Annotated in this window: 19 protein-coding genes; 9 read left to right on the plus strand and 10 right to left on the minus strand. The window is 70.8% G+C overall.

Translation table 11 applies throughout. The annotated features are described in order from the left end of the window. Window positions 1-15 precede the first annotated feature (15 nt). The 7 genes from rnpA (at window position 16) to ABD213_RS10570 (ending at window position 4,729) form a co-directional block, all read left to right on the plus strand. On the plus strand, window positions 16-339 hold the full coding sequence (rnpA, locus tag ABD213_RS10540; RefSeq protein WP_425546053.1) for a ribonuclease P protein component: 324 nt from the start codon (window positions 16-18) through the stop codon (window positions 337-339). Then, the gene (gene yidD, locus ABD213_RS10545) at window positions 336-620 is read left to right on the plus strand and encodes a membrane protein insertion efficiency factor YidD (protein ID WP_344327893.1); all 285 of its coding nucleotides are present in this window, start codon (window positions 336-338) and stop codon (window positions 618-620) included. Before rnpA ends, yidD begins: the two co-directional genes overlap by 4 nt. Then, the gene (yidC, locus tag ABD213_RS10550; protein ID WP_344327897.1) at window positions 613-1,662 is read left to right on the plus strand and encodes a membrane protein insertase YidC; all 1,050 of its coding nucleotides are present in this window, start codon (window positions 613-615) and stop codon (window positions 1,660-1,662) included. The genes yidD and yidC overlap by 8 nt, the downstream gene beginning before the upstream one ends. Further along, window positions 1,659-2,141 carry a Jag family protein gene (locus ABD213_RS10555; protein ID WP_344327901.1) on the plus strand — a complete coding sequence of 161 codons (483 nt, stop codon included), beginning with the start codon at window positions 1,659-1,661 and terminating at the stop codon, window positions 2,139-2,141. The genes yidC and ABD213_RS10555 overlap by 4 nt, the downstream gene beginning before the upstream one ends. A gap of 2 nt (window positions 2,142-2,143) precedes the next feature. Beyond that, window positions 2,144-2,758: a 16S rRNA (guanine(527)-N(7))-methyltransferase RsmG gene (gene rsmG, locus ABD213_RS10560; protein WP_344327906.1), complete on the plus strand. Its 615-nt coding sequence runs from the start codon at window positions 2,144-2,146 to the stop codon at window positions 2,756-2,758. Window positions 2,759-2,867: 109 nt separating this feature from the next. Then, on the plus strand, window positions 2,868-3,815 hold the full coding sequence (locus tag ABD213_RS10565; RefSeq protein WP_344327910.1) for a ParA family protein: 948 nt from the start codon (window positions 2,868-2,870) through the stop codon (window positions 3,813-3,815). Then, window positions 3,815-4,729: a ParB/RepB/Spo0J family partition protein gene (locus ABD213_RS10570; protein ID WP_344327915.1), complete on the plus strand. Its 915-nt coding sequence runs from the start codon at window positions 3,815-3,817 to the stop codon at window positions 4,727-4,729. The genes ABD213_RS10565 and ABD213_RS10570 overlap by 1 nt, the downstream gene beginning before the upstream one ends. Before the next feature lie 101 nt (window positions 4,730-4,830). Here ABD213_RS10570 and trxA read toward each other — a convergent pair whose 3' ends face one another. The 5 genes from trxA to ABD213_RS10595 all read right to left on the minus strand — a co-directional run bounded on the left by trxA (window position 4,831) and on the right by ABD213_RS10595 (window position 11,591). Next, complete coding sequence (gene trxA, locus ABD213_RS10575) at window positions 4,831-5,154, minus strand: thioredoxin (RefSeq protein WP_344327918.1); 324 nt, start codon at window positions 5,152-5,154, stop codon at window positions 4,831-4,833. Between the two features lie 44 nt (window positions 5,155-5,198). Next, window positions 5,199-6,179 (minus strand): thioredoxin-disulfide reductase, encoded by a 981-nt coding sequence (gene trxB, locus ABD213_RS10580; RefSeq protein WP_344327923.1) that lies wholly within the window; start codon window positions 6,177-6,179, stop codon window positions 5,199-5,201. A gap of 75 nt (window positions 6,180-6,254) precedes the next feature. After that, window positions 6,255-7,832, minus strand: coding sequence for a protein kinase family protein (locus ABD213_RS10585; RefSeq protein ID WP_344327928.1), 1,578 nt, complete (start codon window positions 7,830-7,832; stop codon window positions 6,255-6,257). Window positions 7,833-7,890: 58 nt separating this feature from the next. After that, entirely contained in the window at window positions 7,891-9,519 is a 1,629-nt protein-coding gene (gene murJ, locus ABD213_RS10590; RefSeq protein ID WP_344327931.1) for a murein biosynthesis integral membrane protein MurJ, read from the minus strand. Then, window positions 9,519-11,591, minus strand: coding sequence for a DUF6049 family protein (locus ABD213_RS10595; protein ID WP_344327933.1), 2,073 nt, complete (start codon window positions 11,589-11,591; stop codon window positions 9,519-9,521). Before ABD213_RS10595 ends, murJ begins: the two co-directional genes overlap by 1 nt. A gap of 49 nt (window positions 11,592-11,640) precedes the next feature. On the opposite strand from ABD213_RS10595, the gene ABD213_RS10600 reads away from it, so the two are divergent. Together ABD213_RS10600 and ABD213_RS10605 are read left to right on the plus strand one after the other, a co-directional pair. Further along, complete coding sequence (locus ABD213_RS10600; protein WP_344327935.1) at window positions 11,641-13,080, plus strand: CCA tRNA nucleotidyltransferase; 1,440 nt, start codon at window positions 11,641-11,643, stop codon at window positions 13,078-13,080. Window positions 13,081-13,273: 193 nt separating this feature from the next. Further along, entirely contained in the window at window positions 13,274-14,209 is a 936-nt protein-coding gene (locus ABD213_RS10605; protein ID WP_344327938.1) for a DUF808 domain-containing protein, read from the plus strand. Window positions 14,210-14,380: 171 nt separating this feature from the next. On the opposite strand, the gene ABD213_RS10610 is transcribed toward ABD213_RS10605, so the two are convergent. From ABD213_RS10610 to ABD213_RS10630, 5 genes are all read right to left on the minus strand, one after another. Continuing rightward, window positions 14,381-15,670, minus strand: a complete 1,290-nt coding sequence (locus tag ABD213_RS10610; RefSeq protein ID WP_344327941.1) for an ABC transporter substrate-binding protein — start codon at window positions 15,668-15,670, stop codon at window positions 14,381-14,383. 73 nt (window positions 15,671-15,743) lie between these two features. Beyond that, window positions 15,744-16,871, minus strand: a complete 1,128-nt coding sequence (locus ABD213_RS10615) for a branched-chain amino acid ABC transporter permease (protein ID WP_344327943.1) — start codon at window positions 16,869-16,871, stop codon at window positions 15,744-15,746. A gap of 49 nt (window positions 16,872-16,920) precedes the next feature. Continuing rightward, window positions 16,921-17,817: a branched-chain amino acid ABC transporter permease gene (locus ABD213_RS10620; RefSeq protein WP_344327948.1), complete on the minus strand. Its 897-nt coding sequence runs from the start codon at window positions 17,815-17,817 to the stop codon at window positions 16,921-16,923. Then, window positions 17,817-19,688, minus strand: a complete 1,872-nt coding sequence (locus ABD213_RS10625) for an AMP-dependent synthetase/ligase (protein WP_344327952.1) — start codon at window positions 19,686-19,688, stop codon at window positions 17,817-17,819. Before ABD213_RS10625 ends, ABD213_RS10620 begins: the two co-directional genes overlap by 1 nt. After that, entirely contained in the window at window positions 19,685-20,470 is a 786-nt protein-coding gene (locus ABD213_RS10630) for an ABC transporter ATP-binding protein (RefSeq protein ID WP_344327955.1), read from the minus strand. The genes ABD213_RS10625 and ABD213_RS10630 overlap by 4 nt, the downstream gene beginning before the upstream one ends. Window positions 20,471-20,568: the final 98 nt, after the last annotated feature.

Raw genomic sequence — 20,568 nt, forward strand, 5'->3', positions numbered from 1 at the left:
GGGCGCGCCCACCGCATGAGCGACGGGCGTGACTTCGCGGCGACCGTCCGCCGGGGCCGCAAGGTGGCCCAGCCGCTGCTCGTCGCGCACGTTCGCGCAGGGACCGACTCGCAGACCCGGGTCGGTCTCGTCGTGTCCAAGGCCGTCGGCTCGGCCGTGGTGCGCAACCGCGTCAAGCGCCGCCTGCGCCATCTCATGCGCGCGCGGCTCGCCGACCTGCCGCCCGGCACCGACGTCGTGGTGCGAGCTCTTCCGCAGGCGGCCGACGCCACCTCGCAGCACCTCGGCGAGCAGCTCGACGTCGCGATCGCCCGCTCGCTCGCCGGGGCCCCGCGGTGAAGCACGTCCTGATCGCGCTGCTGCGCGTGTACCGCTTCGCCATCAGCCCGATGTACGGGCAGGTCTGCCGGTACCACCCGTCCTGCTCGGCCTACGCCCTGGAGGCGGTGCAGGTGCACGGCTCCGTGCGCGGCTCGTGGCTGGCTGTGCGACGGTTGGGCCGATGCCATCCCTGGGCCGCCGGCGGGCTCGACCCCGTGCCGCCGCGGCGCCGCCGTTCCCGTTCTGACTCGGTGACCGACACCTCCGAGACCGACCTCCCCCAGGAGATTCATGCTTGACTTCTTCGGCTCCATCGGATCGCTGATCATGACGCCGCTGTACTACGCGGTCTCGGGCATCCTCATCCTCTGGCACGAGCTGTTCATCCTGCTCGGCCTCGACGCCGCCTCGGGCTGGTCGTGGGCGCTGGCGATCGTCTTCCTGACGATCACGATCCGCACCTTGCTCATCCCGCTGTTCGTCAAGCAGATCAAGAGCCAGCGCAACATGCAGATCCTGCAGCCGCAGATCCGCGAGCTGCAGAAGAAGTACGGTCACGACCGCGAGCGCATGACGCAGGAGCAGATGAAGCTGTGGAAGGAGACGGGCACGAACCCGTTCGCCTCCTGCCTGCCTCTCATCCTGCAGATGCCGGTGTTCTTCGCCCTCTACCGCGTGCTGCAGCAGGCCTCGGTGAACGGCGCCGAGGGTGCGAGAGGCTTCCTCAGCGGCGAGCAGGCCGAGCTGCTCCAGGAGGCGGTGCTGGGCGGTGCTCGCATCGCCGACACGTTCCTCAACGCCGGTCAGACCGGCGGCGACGCCCTCCCGACGCGGATCCTGACGATGGTCCTCGTGGTCGTCATGTGTGTCACGCAGTTCATCACCCAGCGTCAGCTGATGGCCAAGAACATGCCCAAGGAGGCGCTCGAGGGACCGTTCGCCCAGCAGCAGAAGATCCTGCTGTACGTCCTGCCCTTCGCCTTCGCCGTCGGTGGTGTCTTCTTCCCGCTCGGCGTGCTCATCTACTGGACGACGACGAACTTCTGGACGATGGGTCAGCAGTTCTACGTGATTCGCAACAACCCGGTGCCGGGGACGCCCGCCTTCGCCGCCAAGCAGGAGCGCGACCGCAAGAAGGGCAAGCTCGTCGAGGAGAAGACCCCCGAGCCCGAGGCGCGCCCGACGGTGCAGCGCAACCAGCAGAAGAAGCTCACCCGCGAGCAGCGACGCAAGCTCGCCGCGCAGGAGCGCGCCGGCCAGGACCGTCCGGCGAAGAAGCCGACCGGTGAGCGTCGCCCGAATCCCAACGCAAGCAAGAAGAAGGGCCCCAAGAAGCGATGAGTGACGAAGCGATGACCGATGCCCGCCGGCTCGAGGTCGAGGGAGACGCGGCGGCGGACTTCCTGGAGGAGCTGCTCGACATCGCCGATCTCGACGGCGACATCGACATGGACGTCGAGGGCGACCGCGCCGCGGTCTCGATCGTCGGTGGCGACCTCGCCCACCTCGTCGGCCTCGAGGGGGAGGTCTTGGAGGCCCTCCAGGAGCTGACCCGTCTGGCTGTCCTGCGCACGACCGGCGAGCGCAGTCGGCTGATGCTCGACGTCGGCGGCCACCGCGCGCAGCGCCGCGAGCAGCTGGTGAAGATCGCCCGGGACGCCGTCGCACAGGTCCAGGACGGTGCACCGTCGGTCGCTCTGGAGCCGATGTCGCCGTTCGAGCGCAAGGTCGTCCACGACGCTGTCGCCGAGCACGGACTGCGCAGCGAGTCCGACGGAGCGGACACCACGCGGCACGTGGTGGTCCTGCCGGCGCACTGATCGTGGTTTCACGTGAAACACCGCCGGACTCCGCAGCGGCGACCTTCGGCGCCCGGCTTCCGCTCATGGAGCGGTACGCCGACCTGTTGGCCGGGCCGGGAGTCGACCACGGCCTGATCGGCCCGCGCGAGGTGCCACGCCTGTGGGACCGACACCTGACGAACTGCGGCGTCGTGCTGCCGCGGGTTCCTGCGAACGCGTCGGTCGCCGACGTCGGGTCCGGCGCTGGTCTGCCGGGGCTGGTGTGGGCCATCGGTCGTCCGGACCTGCAGGTCACCCTGATCGAACCCCTGTTGCGACGCACTCGGTTCCTCGACGACGTCGTGGCCGCGCTCGGCCTGTCGAACGTGCAGGTGGTGCGTGCGCGCGCCGAGGAGGTCGAGCAGACCTTCGACGTCGTGACGGCGCGAGCCGTGGCCCCGCTGGAGAAGCTGGCCAGGTGGTGTCTGCCGCTCGTGCGTCCCGGTGGCGCCCTGCTGGCCTTGAAGGGACGGACCGCGGAGGAGGAGGTGGCCTCGGCACGGCGCGTGCTGGGTCGACTCGGCGCCACCGACGTGCGCGTGGCGACCTACGGCGACCTGGAGATCCCGACGACAGTCGTCGAGGTCACCACGTGACGCGCGGATCTTGCGCGCGGACGGGGTCGGATGTTTCACGGGAAACATCGCACGCCGCGTCGGGACCGTCGGACGTCGTGGGCGCTCGACATGGAACGATGGAGCCATCATGACCACGCAGCCGCCCTCGGCCCACAGCTACACCGGTAGCGGTGGGCTCGACGACGACACCACGCCGCTCGCCGCCGAGGCGCGTGACCACGTCGAGCTCGCTCGACGTGTCGAGGCCACGGCCGAGCTGTCCCGACCGACGTCGACGCGCATCTTCGTCGTCGCCAACCAGAAGGGCGGCGTCGGCAAGACGACGACGACCGTGAACGTCGCGGCCGCACTGGCGGCCAAGGGACTGCGGGTGCTCGTGATCGATCTCGACCCGCAGGGCAACGCCTCCACGGCGCTCGACATCGAGCACAGCGAAGGGACGCCGGGGACGTACGAGGCCCTCGTGGAGGGCACCGCCCTGGACCGTCTGGTCTCGCCCTGCCCGGACTTCCCGGCGTTGACCGTCCTGCCCGCCTCCATCGACCTGGCCGGAGCGGAGATCGAGCTCGTCTCGCTCGTCGCGAGAGAGACGCGGCTGGACCGGGCCCTGCAGGCGCACCTGGAGGAGCGTGAGCGCGCCGGCGATCGCATCGACTACGTGCTGATCGACTGCCCACCCTCCCTCGGCCTGCTGACGATCAATGCCCTGGTGGCGGCCCGCGAGGTGCTCATCCCCATCCAGTGCGAGTACTACGCGCTCGAGGGTCTCGGGCAGCTGGTCCGCAACATCGAGCTCGTGCGGGCGCACCTGAACCCCCGGCTGGACATCACGACGATCCTGTTGACGATGTTCGACGGGCGGACGCGTCTGTCGGCCGGTGTGGCCGAGGAGGTCCGTCGTCACTTCGGGGACAAGGTGCTCGCCACGGCGATTCCGCGGTCGGTGCGCATCTCCGAGGCGCCGAGCTACCAGCAGAGCGTCCTGACCTACGACCCGAGCTCCTCGGGTGCCCTGTCCTACCTCGAGGCCGCGCGCGAGATCAGCGAGGCGGCCGCCCCAGTGAAGGAGTCCTGATGGCGTCACGACGAGGTCTCGGCCGGGGCCTGGAGTCCCTCATCCCCTCGAGCCCGGTGGAGGCTGCCGAGGCGGGTCTGCAGGAGGTCGAGGGCGCGTCCTTCGCCGAGCTGCCCGTCGGCTCGATCACGCCGAACCCGCGCCAGCCCCGCAGCGTGTTCGACGAGCAGGACATGGACGAGCTCGTCCACTCCATCAAGGAGGTCGGGCTGCTCCAGCCGATCGTCGTGCGCAAGGTCGACGACACGGGCGGTCAGGCTGCCTACGAGCTCATCATGGGCGAGCGGCGGTGGCGGGCGACGCAGAAGGCCGGACTGGAGACCATCGGCGCGATCGTCCGCGAGACCAGCGACGACGACCTCCTGCGCGACGCCCTCCTGGAGAACCTGCACCGCTCGCAGCTGAACCCGCTGGAGGAGGCGGCGGCCTACCAGCAGCTGCTCGAGGACTTCGGGTGCACGCAGGAGGAGCTCGCCGACCGGATCGGACGCTCGCGCCCCCAGGTCACCAACACCTTGCGCCTCATGAAGCTCCCGCCGGCGGTGCAGCGTCGCGTCGCGGCCGGTGTGCTGTCGGCGGGCCATGCTCGAGCGCTGCTCGGCGTGGGCAACGCCGAGGTGCAGGACCGCCTGGCCGCGCGCGTGGTGGCCGAGGGCATCTCGGTGCGGGCACTGGAGGAGATCGTCAAGTTCGGCGCGGGGGAGGACGAGCCGCGCAGCAGCACGCGCACGTCGGGTCGCAGCGTCACGGCACCGCGCCTCGCCGACCTCGCCGCGCGGCTCTCCGACCGGTTCGACACGCGCGTCAAGGTCGACCTCGGCAAGTCCAAGGGCAAGATCTCGGTGGAGTTCGCGACGATCGACGACCTCGAGCGCATCGTCGCTCTCATGGACCCGGGTCCCCAAGCCCAGTAGGCAAAGCTACAAGTCGTCAAATCGCTAAAGGGATTTGTCGACTAATAGACAAGAACCCCGCCGGTCGTGACCGGCGGGGTTCTTCTCGTGGTGACGACGACTCAGGCGTACTCGCTGAGCTCGTTCAGGATCGCGGACTTGGGCCGGACGCCGACGATCGACTTCACGACCTCGCCCTTGTAGTAGAGGTTGATGGTCGGCAGACCGGTCACGCGGTACTGCGCGGGCGTGACGGGGTTGGCGTCGGCGTCCATCTTCACGACGGTCAGCGCCTCGCCCTTCTCCGCGGCGATCTCCTCGAGGATGGGAGCGAGCTGGCGGCACGGGCCGCACCAGCTGGCCCAGAAGTCGACGAGCACGGGCCCGTCGGCCTGCAGCACCTTCTCCTGGAAGTCGGCATCGGTGACGGCGGTGATCTCGGGCATGGTTCTCCTCGGTCGTGCTGGTGGTGTGGGGGTCCGTGTGGTGGTCAGTCGGCCCACTGGGCCATGGCGACGCCTGGTTCGGGACGTCCTGCGGCGTCGAGGTCGGCGAGGTAGCGCTCGGCGTCGAGGGCGGCCGAGCAGCCGGTGCCGGCGGCGGTGATGGCCTGGCGGTAGCGGTGGTCGACGAGGTCGCCGGCGGCGAACACGCCGGGCAGGTTGGTGGCGGTGGTCCCGGCCTGGGTCAGGACGTAGCCGTCGTCGTCGAGGTCGACCTGCCCGGTCAGCAGCTCCGAGCGGGGGTCGTGACCGATCGCGATGAACAGTCCGGTCGCGTCCATGCGGCGGGTTTCGCCGGTCACGGTGTCGCGCAGCGTGAGCGCCTCGAGCTGGTGCTCACCGATGATCTCGGCGACCTCGCTGTTCCAGGCGATGTCGAGCTTGTCGTTGGCGAAGGCGCGGTCCTGCATGATCTTGGACCCGCGCAGCGCGTCGCGGCGGTGGACCAGGGTGACCTTGGCCGCGAACCGGGTCAGGAACAGCGCCTCCTCCAGGGCGGAGTCACCGCCACCGACGACGACGATGTTCTGCTCGCGGAAGAAGAACCCGTCGCACGTCGCGCACCAGGAGACACCGTGACCGGAGAGCCGGTCCTCGCCCTCGAGGCCGAGCTTGCGGTAGCCCGAGCCCATCGCGAGGACGACCGCCCGAGCACGGTAGGTGGTGCCGTCGGCCAGGGACACCGTCTTGACGTCCCCGGCGAGGTCCACCGCGGTCACGTCGTCGGAGATCAGCTCGGCACCGAACCGCTCGGCCTGGGCGCGGAACTTGTCCATCAGCTCCGGACCCATGATGCCGTCGGGGAAGCCGGGGAAGTTCTCCACGTCGGTGGTCGTCATCAGCGCACCGCCCGCGGTCACCGAGCCCTCGAAGACCAGCGGCTCCAGGTTCGCCCGCGCGGCGTAGACCGCGGCGGTGTAGCCCGACGGGCCCGACCCGATGATGATGAGGTTGCGAACGTCGCTCATGACCTGCCTCTCGCGTGGTGTCACCTGGCACAACGAAGTGTAGGGGCGTGGCATTCCCCCACCTCGAGCGCGCCGTCAGCGGACGCCGCGCACCGAGATCTCGCGGATCTCGCCGCGGTACTCGTTCGTGCCGACCTGCGGCAGCCGCTGCAGCCACACGACCACCTGACGCGCGATGACGTCGTCGGGGAACGTCACCGTGACGTCGGCCCCGGCGTCCTCGATGGAGGTGATGCGACGCAGCCCCTCGGTGGAGTTCGGCAGGTCCGAGGCCGCGGTCGAGGCGAAGACCGTCAGGTCCGTGCCCTCCCCGGCCAGGGCGATCCGCATCGACGTGACCTCCCGCGGCGAGCCGAGGTCGACCACGAGCCCGACGCCGTCCTTCAGACCGCCGAGCCGGGCCTGGTTGAAGTACGTCGACGTCCGCCACCCCGTCGCCGGATCGCCGTCGACGACGTTGCCGACCTGGTCGGGATTCTCCTCGCCGTCGGCCCCCTGGGGATCGAAGTCGAGGACCTGCTCGATGGGCAGGGTCGTGACCTCACCACTGACGGCGTCGCCAGCACCGCGAGGTCCCTCCTCCAGCGTGCCGCTCAGGCCACCGAGGGCCAGGACCGCGATGAACACCGCCAGCGCCAGGGCACCGACGACCCCGAGCAGCACCAGACCGCGGTCGCCACGGGTCGCGCGCCGCGCCCGGGCGCGACCACGCTCGAGCGTGGTGGGCGGCGCCGGCTCGAACGCCTTGGGCCGACGCCGCGGCGGCTCGAGCCCCGGTGGTGGACCGGCGGGCTCGACGACCGGGTCGACCCGGATCAGGTCGGGCGAGGAGATCTCGGTCGGCTCGTCGACGGCCGCGTCGGTGCTGGAGGCGGCGACGCGACGCAGGGACATCGCGACGTCGGCCGCCGTGAGGCGGGTCTCGGCCGACCCGCTGGACTCGGCGAGGATCCGGCCGCAGAGCGTGTCGATCGTCGGTGCCACGCCGGCACGCACCTGACGGGGCCGCAGGAGCCGGCCGTGCCGGGTCGGTGCCGACCGGAGCTGGTCGACGTGACCCCCGGGCCAGCGTGCCGTCACGCAGGCGTAGAGCAGCTTGCCGACCGCCTGCACGTCGCGGCGCTCGTTGTCGAGCAGTCCCTCACCGGTGTCGCCCTGGCCGACCGGGGCGAGGGCGGTCGCGACCCCGAGTCCGACGATGCGGACCGCGCCGGACTCCTTCAGCAGGACCTGGTGCGGCGTGAGACGCCGGTGGTACATGCCCTTCGCGTGGGCGTGCGCCAGTGCCTCGGCGACGTCGGCCACGACCTGCGCCGAACGGCGACTCGGCATGGGGGACTGGGCGAGGACCTGGTCGAGCGGCATCGCACGGGCCCACTCGCGCACCACGACGTCGTGGCCCAGCTCGCCGGTGACGAGGTCGAGCACGCGCAGGAACCGCGGGTCCGAGACGACGGTGGAGCGACGTGCCGCCTCCAGGAAGTCCGCGGCGCGGGCGTCGTCGCTGGGGAGCATCTCGAGGCCGACGTTGCGCTTCAGCAGGGTGTCGTGGGCCCGCCAGGTGGTCGCCCCGAGGCGGTCGGTGACGAGGTCCTGCAGCACGTACCGGCCGTCGAGCACGTCGCCCGAGACCAGCGTCCGTCGCTCCGTCATGTCCGCCTCTCCTCGCCTGCCCCCATCGTAGGAGGCCGGAGGTGGCACGCGTGGCCCGTCATCGACGGCGCAGGACGGTGGTCAGCACGTGGCGGACCTCCTCGAGCCGCACGGCCGTGGCGGCGCCGACGAACGTGGCCGCTCCGACGGCTCCGGCGCCGGCGAGCACCAGCAGGGACCCGACCGGGGTGTCGGCACGGACTCCCGCCGTCGACAGGCCCCAGCGGGCGGCCAGCATGAGCACGGCGGTGACCAGCAGTGCCAGGGCGAGCCGCACGAAGAAGCGCAGCGTCTCGGCGTCGACGACCGGCGCGACGGAGCGCGAGAAGACCACGAGCGCGACGACCGCACCCACCAGGTAGGCGATCCCGTAGGCGAGGGCCAGCATCTGGGCCACCCGCCCCGGCTCGACCAGCGACGTCAGCAGCACGGCGGCCGCGATGTTCGTCGCCGCGACGGCGACCTGGATGAAGAACGGGGTACGGGTGTTCTCCGCGGCGTAGAACCCGCGCAGCACCACGAAGTGCACGCAGAAGGCCACCATGGCGGGGGCGAAGGCCGCGATCGTCCAGCCGACGACCTCGGTGTCCCCGCGCAGGGTCGGGACGAAGCCGAGCACGCCCGCGGCCGGACCGCCGAGCACCGCGACGGCGAGGGCGATGGGCGCGATGATCGCCAGGGTGATCCGCAGCGTCCGTCCCAGCTCGCGCCCCATGCGTCGGTGCTCGCGATCGGCGGCCAGGGCCGACAGCGTCGGGATGACGGCCGTCGCGAGGGAGACGGTGATGACGCCGTGGGGCATCTGCGAGACGAGGAAGCCGATCTCGTAGACGGCCGTGCCGGCGCCGGTGACGCCCTCGAGCGCCGCGCGGGCCGTGCCGGCGTTGCCGAGGCGCTGGATGACGATGAAGGAGACCTGGTTGGCGACGATGAAGCCCAGCGTCCAGGCGCCGAGACGCAGCGTGTGACCGAGGCCCGTGCCGCGGAAGTCGAAGCGCAGCCGGATCCGGAACCCCGAGCGGCGCAGGAACGGCAGCAGCGTCAGCGTCTGGGCGACGATGCCGGCGGTGGACCCGAGTCCGAGCAGCAGCGCCTCGGACGTGGTGAAGCCGTCCTCGCCGTTGGACGTGCCGAAGACGACGATGTAGACGCCCAGCAGCGCGCACGCGACGGCGTTGTTGACCACCGGCGCCCACATCATCGGACCGAAGTAGCGGCGGGCGTTCAGGACCTGCCCGATGAGCACGAACGCCCCGTAGAAGAAGACCTGCGGCATGCACAGGGCCATGAGCAGCATGCCCGACTGGAGCTGGTCCGACAGCTCCGGCTCGAACAGCCTGCTGCTGAAGACGAGGCGGGACAGCAGCGGGATGAGCGCGATCAGCACCACGGTCGCGGTGAGCAGGGCGACGAGACCGAGCGTGATGATGCGGTGGGCGTAGGCGTCGCCCCCGTCGGCGTCGCGCTTCATCGCGCGGACCAGCTGTGGCACGAGCACGACGTTGAACAGGCCGCCGGCGACGAGGATGTAGACGGCGTTCGGGATCGTGTTGGCGATGTTGAAGAGGTCGGCGTTCAGCGCGATGCCGATCGTCGCGGCCAGCAGCACGAGCCGGACCAGGCCCGTCAGGCGCGAGACGATCGTGCCGAGGGCCATCCACATGCTCGCCCGGGCGACGTCGGACATCAGGTGGGCCTCCGGTCCGGTGCGTCGAGATCGGCGCCGCGGACCTGGCGTCGGCCCGTGGTGAAGCGGCGCAGCAGCGCCAGCACGACGAACACGGTGGCCGCGCCCATGGCGACCCACACGGCTGCACCGACGCGACTGGAGCGGACGTTGAAGACCGCCGGCTCGCCGAAGGTGGCGCCGTCGCCGGCCAGCAGGACGGCGCTGAAGGTCGACGAGCTCTGCTCGCCGACGTCGACGTTGACGGTCAGGGTGCGCCGCTCGCCGGCCTCGACCGTCACGGGATCGACGTCGGGCAGGCTGAGCCGGGGATTGGTGGAGCTCAGTCGCAACCCGACCTCGATGGCGTCGTCGGTGCCGTTGGTGACGGTGATCGGGAAGCTGCCCTCGGTGCTGGAGAGGGTGACCGCCGGCGGGCCCTCGACCGAGATCGAGGTGAGGTCCGAGCGGGCGGACCGGGCGAACGCGCGGGCTGTCGCGACGCCCTGGTCGGCGTGGTCGCGCCACGTGACGCTGACCAGCTCGGCGGCCCTCGCGGACCGGGTCTGGAGCAGGCGGGTGTCGTCGACCAGGAGCGCGGCCAGCGACGACGTCGCCTCCAGGGCCTGGGCGACGCTGCGGACCTGTGCCGGGTCGACGGGGGTGGCGCGGGTCTGCCCGGCGACGTCGCCGCGGTAGCCCGAGCGCGGACTCGTCATCAGGGTCTCGAGGTCGACCGGCCGCACGAAGTCCGGGTCGAAGGCGGCGGCGAGGTCGGCCGTGGCCGTCGTCGGGCCGGGGTCCCACGTCGGGTCGATGACGGCGACGGCGTCGGCGCGCGACGTGGCGCTCGCGGAGCGCTCGAGGGAGCTCAGGGCGGACTCGGCGAGCAGCCGCTGGCGCACGGTCGTGACGGTGCGCGCTCCTGGCAGTCCCTCGTCGAGACCGGACGCGACGAGCAGCGGGACCGGACCGGCGGTGGTGTCGGTGAGCAGCACCGAGCCGAGTCGCGGCTCCCAGTCCGGCAGCGCCGACCGCTGGACCATGACGGGACGCTCCCCGTCGCCGCGGACGGCGGCCAGGAGGGACTCCGTGACGCCGCCGGCCGTCGGCCAGGTGACCGTCCGCCCGCTCAGGCCGAACCGGTCGAGAGCCGTGATGGTGGCCCGGTCGACGGCGCCGGAGACGATCTCGCCGTCGTCGGCGCCGGCGAAGGCCAGCACGTCGGGGCGGGCGTAGCCGAGGACCCAGCACGTGACGCTGCGCCCGAGCTCGACGAGGTCGTCACGTGCCTGGGCGGCCGCGGCGCGCTGGGGGTCGGTCAGGGTGACGTCCTCGGGGAGCCGTCGGCCGTTCGCGAGGTCGTCGAGCGCCACGAGCAGGGCGGGGTCGACGACGACGGTGAGACCGGCCTCGGGCACCGACCGTGCCAGGTCGAGGAGACGGCGCAGCTGACCGCCGTCGGAGACCCGCTCGACGAGGTCGAGCGGCGCCACGTAGCCGGAGGTGGTGCGACGGTCGGGCATGACGAACGGCACCACGAGCCCGGTGGGGGTGGTGGTGCCCGCGTCCACCGACGGCAGGAAGGTCGTGGCGCGCCCGATCGCCGTGCCCGAGCGCGAGCCGTCCTCGGCCGTGCCGAGCAGCTGGACGCCTACCGGGTAGACCCCCTCGGCGCCGGTGATGTCGAGGACGTCGAACGGCACGCGGACGCGGAACGCGAGCGTGGCGCCGGGGGCGAGGGTGCCGAGCTCGTCGATGGACTCGAGGTCGACGCGGCGCTCGCCGGTGTAGGAGGTGCCGCTCTCGACCGCCGCGGTGATCTGCTGGCGGGTGGTGAACGGGGTCCGCGGGGCGACGAGGTAGGCCTGCACGCTCGTCCACTCCTGCTCGCCGCGGTTCGTGACGGTGCCGGAGAGGGTGACGGTGTCGCCGTCGGTGAGCACCGCAGGGGACAGTCCGGAGATCGTGACGTGGAGTCGGGGCTCCTGCGCCTCGGTGGCGGCCTGCGCCGGACCGGCGACGGCCAGCGCCACGAGGAGCGCCGCTGCCGCGAGCAGGGCGGCGCCCAGCCCTCTGCGCGGTGACGTCACTCGCACATCGTAGAGGGGCCGCCTCGGGCCCCGCGTAGACTCCGTGCCCGTGTCCGGTCCCGAAGCCACCGTCCTCGACGTGAGCGCCCTGCTCACGCGCCACGAGGTGCTGCGCGAGCTGGGCGAGCGCTTCGAGGCCGCCGGGCACGAGCTGGCGCTCGTCGGCGGTCCGGTCCGCGACGCGCTGCTCGGTCGCGCCGTCTCCGACCTCGACCTGGCGACGTCGGCCAGGCCGGAGCAGGTGGAGTCGTTGGTGTCCGGGTGGGCCGACGCCGTGTGGGACGTGGGACGTGAGTTCGGCACGATCGGCCTGCGCAAGGGCGACGACACCGTCGAGATCACGACCTACCGCACCGACGCCTACGACCAGGACTCCCGCAAGCCGACGGTCGCCTTCGGCGACACGCTCGAGGCGGACCTCTCGCGTCGCGACTTCACGGTGAACGCGCTCGCGGTGCGCCTGCCCGGTGGGGAGTTCGTGGACGCCTTCGGCGGCATCCCCGACCTCGCGGTCGGGCGGCTGCGCACACCGGTCGGCGCGGAGCAGTCCTTCGACGACGACCCGTTGCGGATGATGCGCGCCGCGCGGTTCGTCGCGCAGCTGGGGTTCACCCCCTCCGACGACGTCGTGGCCGCCATGACCGCGATGGCCGACCGGCTCGAGATCGTCTCCGCCGAGCGGGTGCGCGAGGAGCTCGTCAAGCTGGTCTGCGGTGCCCACCCGGTGGCGGGGCTGCGCCTGCTCGTGGAGACCGGTCTGGCCGAGCGGGTGCTGCCCGAGCTGCCTGCCCTCCGGCTCGAGCGCGACGAGCACCACCGGCACAAGGACGTCTACGAGCACTCCCTGACGGTGCTCGAGCAGTCCATCGACCTCGAGCACCGGCTCGCCGGTGACGACCAGCCCGCACCGGCGGACTTCGTGGTGCGGTTCGCCGCGCTCATGCACGACGTGGGCAAGCCGCGGACGCGTCGCTTCGAGGACGACGGGACCGTCACCTTCCACCACCACGACGTCGTCGGCGCCAAGATGACCCGCAAGCGGATGCGCGCGCTGCGGTTCAGCAACGACGTCACGGACGCGGTGTGCCTGCTCGTGGAGCTGCACCTGCGCTTCCACGGCTACGGCACGGGCCAGTGGACCGACTCCGCGGTCCGGCGCTACGTCCGCGACGCGGGCGACCAGCTGGAGCGTCTGCACATCCTCACCCGTGCCGACTGCACGACGCGCAACAAGCGCAAGGCCGCGCGCCTGCAGCGCACCTACGACGACCTCGAACGACGCATCGCCGAGCTGTCCGAGGCCGAGGAGCTCGCCTCGATCCGTCCCGACCTCGACGGGAACCGGATCATGGAAGTTCTCGGCATCGGTCCGGGCCGCGAGGTCGGCGAGGCGTACCGCTTCTTGCTGGACCAGCGCATGGAGCACGGTCCCCTGGGCGAGGACGCCGCCGCGGACCTCCTGCGGACGTGGTGGGCCGCCCGGTCCTGACCACCGCCTCGATGATTCCCAAGAATTCATGGGAATCGGGGCGACGTGCCTGACTTGGCACGGCTTCGTGGCGCTTGTCGGGTGTTGCGACCCGACCCTAGTGGGGGTATTCCGTGCTGGGCTGACGATTCCCATGAATTCATGGGAATCTGGTGGACGGACCACAGCGGTCCGCCCGTAGAGGAGGACCCCGATGGCCGGTGGACTGGTGGCACTGCTGGACGACATCGCGGCGCTGACGCGTCTCGCGGCGGCCTCGGCCGACGACGTGGGTGCGGCGGCCGGCCGGGCGAGCGCCAAGGCGGCCGGAGTCATCGTCGACGACGCCGCCGTCACGCCGCGCTACGTCCAGGGTCTGGCGCCGGAGCGGGAGCTGTCCGTCGTGGCGCGCATCGCGAAGGGCTCGTTGCGCAACAAGCTGCTCTTCATCCTCCCGGCCCTGCTGCTGCTCAGCCAGTTCCTGCCGTGGGTGCTGACGCCGCTGCTGATGCTCGGCGGCGCCTATCTGTGCTTCGAGGGCGCGGAGAAGATCTGGGAGAAGGTCGCCGGGCACGAGAAGCAGGAGGTCCCGATGTCGGCGATGGGTTCCGAGCGCGAGGACCAGGTCGTCAGCGGTGCCGTGCGCACCGACTTCATCCTGTCGGCGGAGATCATGGTCATCTCCCTCAACGAGGTGGCCGCCGAGACCTTCTGGTCGCGCGCCGTCATCCTGGCCGTCGTGGCCCTCGGGATCACGGTGCTCGTGTACGGGGTGGTCGCGCTGATCGTGAAGACCGACGACGTCGGGCTCGCCCTGGCGGAGCGCTCGTCGACGGTGGCGCAGAAGGTCGGGCGCTTCCTGGTGCGGGCGATGCCGAAGGTCCTGTGGCTGCTGACCGTCGTGGGCGTCGCGGCGATGCTGTGGGTCGGCGGGCACATCCTGCTCGTCGGGATGGACGAGCTCGGGGTGCCGTGGATCTACGACGCCGTCCATCATCTCGAGGAGGCCGTCGCGGGCGCGATCGGCGTCGCCGAGGGCCTGTGGACCTGGCTCACCAACACGGCCGTCTCCGCCCTGCTCGGCCTGGCCGTCGGTGCGGTCGTCGTCGCCGCCCTGCACCTCCTGCCCCGCCGCCGAGCCGCCCACTGATCGTTCCTGCCACCGTCGGAAGCAACCCATGGTCGAGGCCGGGAAACCTGGAGAGAGACGGATTCCCAGGAGACCCTGGGAATCGGGCGTTCGCGGCGCGACGACGAAGGGGCCCGGCGAGCGATGCTCACCGGGCCCCTCGTCGTGGACCCGAGGGTCCACTCGCTCATCTCACTGCAGGCTGAAGCAGGGCGCCGAGAAGTCGTACGCCTCGGCCGTCGGGCCCACGGTCAGGTCCTGCTCGATGGAGACGCCGCTGGGGGCGTCCTGGTCGACCGTGCTGATGACGCTGGCACGGTAGGCGGCCTCGTTCGGGTCACCGGTGGTCTGGCCGGCCTCCGGGGGCAGCATGCCCTCGTAGTCGACCTCCTCCAGGTTCCCGGCGGCCTCGACGAGCGACTCGCGAGTGATCTCGCCGCTCTCGGCAGCCTGCTCGAGCGCGGCCAGCAGGCCGTAGCTCCACACCCAGCCGGCGGTGTAGCCGTCGGACGGCGTGACGTCGCCGATGGCCTCACGCATGGCCTCGTGGCCGGGCGTGTCGGTGCCGAACGGACCCCACGGTCCGGCCTGCGCGTACAGCGCCTCGAGCGCCGGTGCCGCAGCGGACTGCAGCAGCGCCGGGTTCCAGGTCGGGCTGGAGCCGACGAACTGGCCCTCGAAGCCCTGCGCGGCGGTGCCGCCGACGATCGCGGCCATCTCGGCCGGACCGGTGGAGACGACGACGAGGTCGGGCTCCTCGCGCAGGATCGACGCGACCGTCTCGGCCTGCTGGTCCTGGCCCGGGGGCGCCTTGATCTCGACATACTCCAGGCCGTTGGCCTCGGCAGCGGCCTCGACGCCGGCCGCGGCGTCTCCGCCGTAGTCGTTGTCGTAGCCGACGGCGACGACCTTGTCGCCGACGCCGCGGTTCTCCACGGCCCAGTCGACGCCGTTCATGGCCTCGAAGCAGTAGTTGGCGCCGGCCTCGAGGATCTGGTCCTCGAACTCCCACGCCGAGTTCCACGACGCCGGGACGCCGATGACGTCGTCGGCCTTCATGTCCTCGAGGATCGCGAGGGTCTGCGACGACCCGAGCGTCTGGCCGAGGGCCAGGATGTCGTTGCGCATCTCCTGGTAGCGGCGGTTGTGCAGCTCGGGGTTGTACTCGGCGTCGGCGACGTTGTCCTCGATGTCGATGTCGTAGCCGCCGACGCCGCCGTTCTCGTTGACGCGCTGCCAGAAGGCCTTCTGCGCGTCGGTGATCGGGACGGCGAGCGGCGCGAACGGACCGCGCGTGAGGTCGGAGATCGCGCCCAGGTAGATGCAGCCGTTGTCCTCGTTGACGGCGTTGGGGCAGGGGTCGTCGCTGATGCCGGCAGCGGCTCCGTCGCCGCCACCGTCGCCGCCGCGGCAGCCGGTCAGCACGAGGGCCACGACGGCGGCACCCACGCCGGCTCGCAGCACGTGTCGGTTGATGGTCATGATGTTCCTCTCGGGTCCAGGCACGGGGTCGTGCCATGGGGGGATGGACGAAGGGACGTCCGGGGCAGCGGGGTCAATAGGAGAACGGCCACCCCTTCCAGTAGTTGCGTATCCGCATCCAGATGCCGAACAGGCCGCGCGGCTCGAAGATGAGGAAGCCGATGATGAGGGCGCCGTAGAGCACGCCCTCGAGCTGGAAGACCGTCAGCAGCCCGCCGCCCTGGGCGGACTCGCTGATGCCGGGCAGGACGTGCGCGATCTCGGCCGCGATGTTGGGCAGCGCGGTGATGAACAACGCGCCCATGATGGCGCCGGAGATGGTGGCGACGCCGCCGATGAGGATCATGGCGAGGTACTGGACGCTGAGCAGCAACCCGAACGCCGCCGGCTCGAAGACGCCGATGACGGCGTAGTAGAGCGCCCCGGTGACGCCGGCGAAGAAGGAGCTCATCGCGAACGCCATGACCTTGTACTTCGTCAGGTCGACGCCGATGACGGCGGCGGCGACGTCGCGGTCGCGGATGGCGGAGAAGGCCCGGCCGACGCCGGAGCGGGCGATGTTGCGTCCGATGATCGCGAAGATGATGAGGAAGACCAGGGCGAGGAAGAACTGCTTCTGGTTGCGGCTGAGCTCGACGCCGAGCCAGACGCCGCTGGTCGCGAAGTCGATGCCGAACAGCTCCAGCGCGGGGCCTCGGCGGCCGACGCCGGAGCCGCCGGTCCAGTCGCGGGCGTTGCGGAAGACGTGGTCGCCGAGGAAGACCAGGCCGAGGGTGACGATGGCCAGGTAGAGACCGCGCAGGCGTACCGCGACGGGCCCGACGATCAGGCCGGCGATCGCGGCGACGACGCCCGCGGCGGGCAGCCAGATCCACATCGGCAGCCCGTATCCGACGACGGGGCCGTCGGGGTTGCCGCCGAGGATCGCTCCGGTGTAGGCGCCGACGCCGATGAAGAACGCGTGCCCGAGGGAGACCTGCCCGGCGTAGCCGGTGACGAGGTTGAGCCCGATGGCGCCGACGGCCGCGATCATGCCGAGCGTGAGCACGAGCAGGATGTCGTCGGCGGCGGCGAAGGGGACCATCGCGGCGGCGAGGACCAGCGTGCCGACGGCGATCTTCTTGGCGTTGGTGTTGAGCAGCGCCATGTCCTGGGAGTAGGCGGTGCGGGCGAGGGGCCGGCGGCGCAGGGTCGCGGTCATGCGGTCACGTCCTCGTGAGCGGTGGGGAGGGGGCGGGGTCCGGTGGTGCTCATACGCGCTCCACCTCCCGTGTCCCGAAGATTCCGTACGGTCTGACCAGCAGCACCAGGAACATCAGCGCGTAGGGGACGACGAGGGAGAAGTTCGTGCCGAGCCACGGCGCGTACGACGGCTGGTAGACCGCGAAGATCGACTCGGTGATGCCGACGAGCAGACCGCCGACGACGGCGCCGGGGATGCTGTCGAGGCCGCCGATGATGATGGCGGGCAGCGCCTTGAGGGCGATGGTCCAGGTGTTCTGGTCCATGCCGGCCGCGCCGGAGGCGACGAACGTCCCGGCGATGGCGGCGAGCCCGCCGGCGATGGCCCAGGCGAGGGCGAAGATCGCGCCCACGCGGATGCCCTGGGCGAGGGCCGTCTCTTGGTCGATGGCGGTGGCCCGCATGGCCAGGCCGGCCCGCGAGTAGCGGAAGAACAGCGTCAGCGCGACGACGGTGACCACGGTGACGGCGATCAGCCCGAGGCGCTGCTGGGAGATGGAGACCCCGAACGCGGAGTAGCGGTCGCCGCCGTTGGGGTAGGCGACGATGCGCGACTGGGAGCCGATGTAGCGGTTGGCGAGGACGCGCAGCACGATGTCGACACCGATGGTGATGATCGCGAGGGTGAAGACCGGCTTGCCGATCATGGGCCGCAGCGCGACCCTCTCGACGAGCATGCCGACGACGGCACCGGCGACGATCGCGAAGGCGAGGCCGATCCAGAACGGCAGGCCGAACTCGCGCGTGAAGTGGTAGGTGAACAGTCCACCGACGGTCATCAACGCCGGCTGGGCGAAGCTGATCACCTTGGTGGCCTTGTAGATCATCACGTAGCCGAGGGCGAGCAGGGCGTAGATGGAGCCCTGGCCGAAGCCGTTGACGAGGGCTTGGACGAAGTCGGTCATCAGCGGGTTCCCGATCCCTGGGCGGCGGTGGGGGCGTACATCTGCTCGATGACGTCCTCGAACTGGGCGGTGACGGCCGAGCGGCGGACCTTCTGGGTCGCGGTCAGCTCGCCTTCGTCGTGGTCGAGCTCCTTGGGCAGCAGGGCGAAGTTCTTGATCGTCTCGACGGCGGCGAACTTGGTGTTCGTCTCTTCGACGACCTTCTGCACGAGCTCGCGCACCTCGGGCTTCTCGGCGAGGTCGCGGTAGGTCGTGAAGGCAAGCTTGCGCTTCTGGGCCCAGTTGCCGACGGTGTCGAGCTCGATGCCGATGAGGGCGGTGAGGAACTTGCGCCGGTCGCCGATGACGAGCGCCTCCTTGATGTACGGGGAGGCCTTGAGGCTGTTCTCGATCTCGCTGGGGGAGATGTTCTTGCCGCCGGCGGTGATGATGATGTCCTTGAGCCGGTCGGTGATGCGCACGTGCGTGCCGTCGACCCACTCGCCGACGTCGCCGGTGTGCAGCCAGCCGTCGGCGTCGATGGTCGAGGCGGTGGCCTCGGGGTTGCGCCAGTAGCCGGCGAAGGTGCCGGGGTGGCGGGTGAGGATCTCGCCGGTCTCCTCGTCGATGCGCAGCTCGATGCCGGGCTGCGGCTCCCCGACGGTGCCGACGCGCACCCGTCCGCTCATGTTGGCGGTGGCGATGGCGCTGTTCTCGGTCATGCCGTAGACCTCGTGCATCCGCAGGCCCAGTCCCATGAAGAACTCCAGCACCTCCGGCGCGATGGGCGCGGCGCCCGACGCGGCGTAGCGCACCCGCGAGAGTCCCATCCGCTCGCGCAGCGCGCGGTACAGGAAGACCCACCCGATGCCGTAGGCGACGCGGGTGCCGAGGGTGTGGTTGCCCTGGTTGGCCACCAGGGTCTTGCCGATCCAGGCGGCGACCTTCATCCAGAGCCCGAAGTTGGCCCGCTTGAGGCGGGACGCGCCGCTCATGCGGATGTGGACGCCGGCGACGATCTTCTCCCAGATGCGGGGGACGCCGAACAGCATCGTCGGCTGGATCTCGCGCAGCGCCTGCTGGACGGTGTCGATGGACTCGGCGAAGTTCACCTGCACGCCGCTGGCGGCGTTGAACCAGACGGTGAAGAGCCGTTCGGCGACGTGGCACAGCGGCAGGTAGCTGACGGCGAGGTCGTCGTCGCTGGGCTTGGGCGAGGCGAACGCCTCGTTGTTCTGCAGGAAGTCGACGACGTACTCGATGTTGCCCATCGAGAGCATCGCGCCCTTGGGCGGTCCGGTGGTGCCGGAGGTGTAGACGAGCGTGGCGAGGTCGTCGGGCTGGACGGACTCGAGCCGCTCGGTGACGGCGTCGGGGTTCTGCTCGCGGTGGCGGCGCCCGAGGTCGGTGAAGTCGTCCCACGACATGAGGCGGGGGTCGTCGTAGCGTCCGGTGATGCCGCGGGGGTCGATGTAGACGACGCGGGTCAGGTCGGGGAGGTCGTCGATGATCTCGAGGGCCTTGTCGACCTGCTCCTGGTCCTCGGCGATCAGCAGGCTGGAGCCGGAGTCCTTGAGGACGTGCAGCACCTCGGGGGCCGGGTTCGTGGGGTAGAGCCCGACGGTCGCGGCGCGGACGGCGGTGATGCCGATGTCGCAGAAGAGCCACTCGCGGCGGTTCTCGCTGTGGACGGCGACGCGGTCGCCGACCTCGATGCCGAGGGCGAGCAGACCGTGGGCGACGACGAGGGAGGCGTCCCAGTAGTCGGCCCAGGTGACCTCCTCCCACAGGCCGAGGTTCTTCTCGCGCATGGCGACGGTGGTGGGGGTGGTGCGGGCGCGTTCGCGGATGCGCAGCGGCAGGCTGCCGGCCGCGATGGGGCGGTCGTTCATGCGGAAATCTCCTCGTCACCGACGCCGAGGTAGGCGCGGATGACCTCGGGGTGGTCCTGCACCTCGGCGGGCAGGCCGGTGGTCAGGGGCTTGCCGAAGTCCATCGCCATGACGCGGTCGGCGAGGTCCATGACCAGGCCCATGTCGTGCTCGACGAGGATCATGGCGATGCCGAGCTCGCTGCGGACGTCGAGGATGAACCGGGCCATGTCCTCGGTCTCCTCGCCGTTCATGCCGGCGACGGGTTCGTCGAGCAGCAGCAGCTCGGGGTCCATGGCGAGGGCGCGGCCGAGCTCGATGCGCTTCTGGATGCCGTAGGGAAGCATGCCGACGGGCAGCATCCGGTAGGCCTCGATCTCGAGGAAGTCGATGATCTCCTCGACGCGGCGCCGGTTGCGGATCTCGGCCTTGGAGGCGCGTCCGAGGCGGGCGATCGCCGACGGCCACCCGTAGCCGAGGTGTCCGTGGCGTCCCAGCATGAGGTTGTCGACGACGTCGAGGTTCTCGAACAGCTCGATGTTCTGGAAGGTGCGCGCCATGCCGAGTCCGGCGATCTTGTGCGGGCGCATGCCGACGATGTCCTGGCCGTTGAACGTCACGCGCCCCTTCTGGGGGCGGTAGACGCCGGAGAGGACGTTGAAGATGGACGTCTTGCCGGCGCCGTTGGGGCCGATGACGGCGAACAGCTCACCGGCCTGGACCTCGAAGTCGACGCCCTGCAGGGCCTTGACCCCGGCGAAGCCGAGCTCGACGCCCTCGAGCGTCACGACGGTCTCGCTCATCGTGCTCCTCCTGAGGTTGGAGACGGGGTGGGGTGGGTGGTGCAGGGACGACATCTCACGCCCGCGTGCCGGTGGACCCGGTCACGTCCGTGGGGCGA

Origin of the sequence: Aeromicrobium halocynthiae (assembly GCF_039531385.1) — a bacterium.
GTDB classification, from domain to species: domain Bacteria; phylum Actinomycetota; class Actinomycetes; order Propionibacteriales; family Nocardioidaceae; genus Aeromicrobium; species Aeromicrobium halocynthiae.

Excerpts from the sequence above, each read along its gene's own strand:
- ABD213_RS10570 (WP_344327915.1), top strand. The coding sequence starts at position 3,815 with ATGGCGTCACGACGAGGTCTCGGCCGGGGCCTGGAGTCCCTCATCCCC.
- murJ (WP_344327931.1), bottom strand. The coding sequence starts at position 9,519 with ATGTCCGACGTCGCCCGGGCGAGCATGTGGATGGCCCTCGGCACGATC.
- trxB (WP_344327923.1), bottom strand. The coding sequence starts at position 6,179 with ATGAGCGACGTTCGCAACCTCATCATCATCGGGTCGGGCCCGTCGGGC.
- ABD213_RS10615 (WP_344327943.1), bottom strand. The coding sequence starts at position 16,871 with ATGACCGCGACCCTGCGCCGCCGGCCCCTCGCCCGCACCGCCTACTCC.
- rnpA (WP_425546053.1), top strand. The coding sequence starts at position 16 with ATGAGCGACGGGCGTGACTTCGCGGCGACCGTCCGCCGGGGCCGCAAG.
- yidC (WP_344327897.1), top strand. The coding sequence starts at position 613 with ATGCTTGACTTCTTCGGCTCCATCGGATCGCTGATCATGACGCCGCTG.
- ABD213_RS10605 (WP_344327938.1), top strand. The coding sequence starts at position 13,274 with ATGGCCGGTGGACTGGTGGCACTGCTGGACGACATCGCGGCGCTGACG.
- ABD213_RS10585 (WP_344327928.1), bottom strand. The coding sequence starts at position 7,832 with ATGACGGAGCGACGGACGCTGGTCTCGGGCGACGTGCTCGACGGCCGG.
- ABD213_RS10620 (WP_344327948.1), bottom strand. The coding sequence starts at position 17,817 with ATGACCGACTTCGTCCAAGCCCTCGTCAACGGCTTCGGCCAGGGCTCC.
- ABD213_RS10625 (WP_344327952.1), bottom strand. The coding sequence starts at position 19,688 with ATGAACGACCGCCCCATCGCGGCCGGCAGCCTGCCGCTGCGCATCCGC.
- trxA (WP_344327918.1), bottom strand. The coding sequence starts at position 5,154 with ATGCCCGAGATCACCGCCGTCACCGATGCCGACTTCCAGGAGAAGGTG.
- ABD213_RS10565 (WP_344327910.1), top strand. The coding sequence starts at position 2,868 with ATGACCACGCAGCCGCCCTCGGCCCACAGCTACACCGGTAGCGGTGGG.
- ABD213_RS10610 (WP_344327941.1), bottom strand. The coding sequence starts at position 15,670 with ATGACCATCAACCGACACGTGCTGCGAGCCGGCGTGGGTGCCGCCGTC.
- ABD213_RS10630 (WP_344327955.1), bottom strand. The coding sequence starts at position 20,470 with ATGAGCGAGACCGTCGTGACGCTCGAGGGCGTCGAGCTCGGCTTCGCC.
- ABD213_RS10555 (WP_344327901.1), top strand. The coding sequence starts at position 1,659 with ATGAGTGACGAAGCGATGACCGATGCCCGCCGGCTCGAGGTCGAGGGA.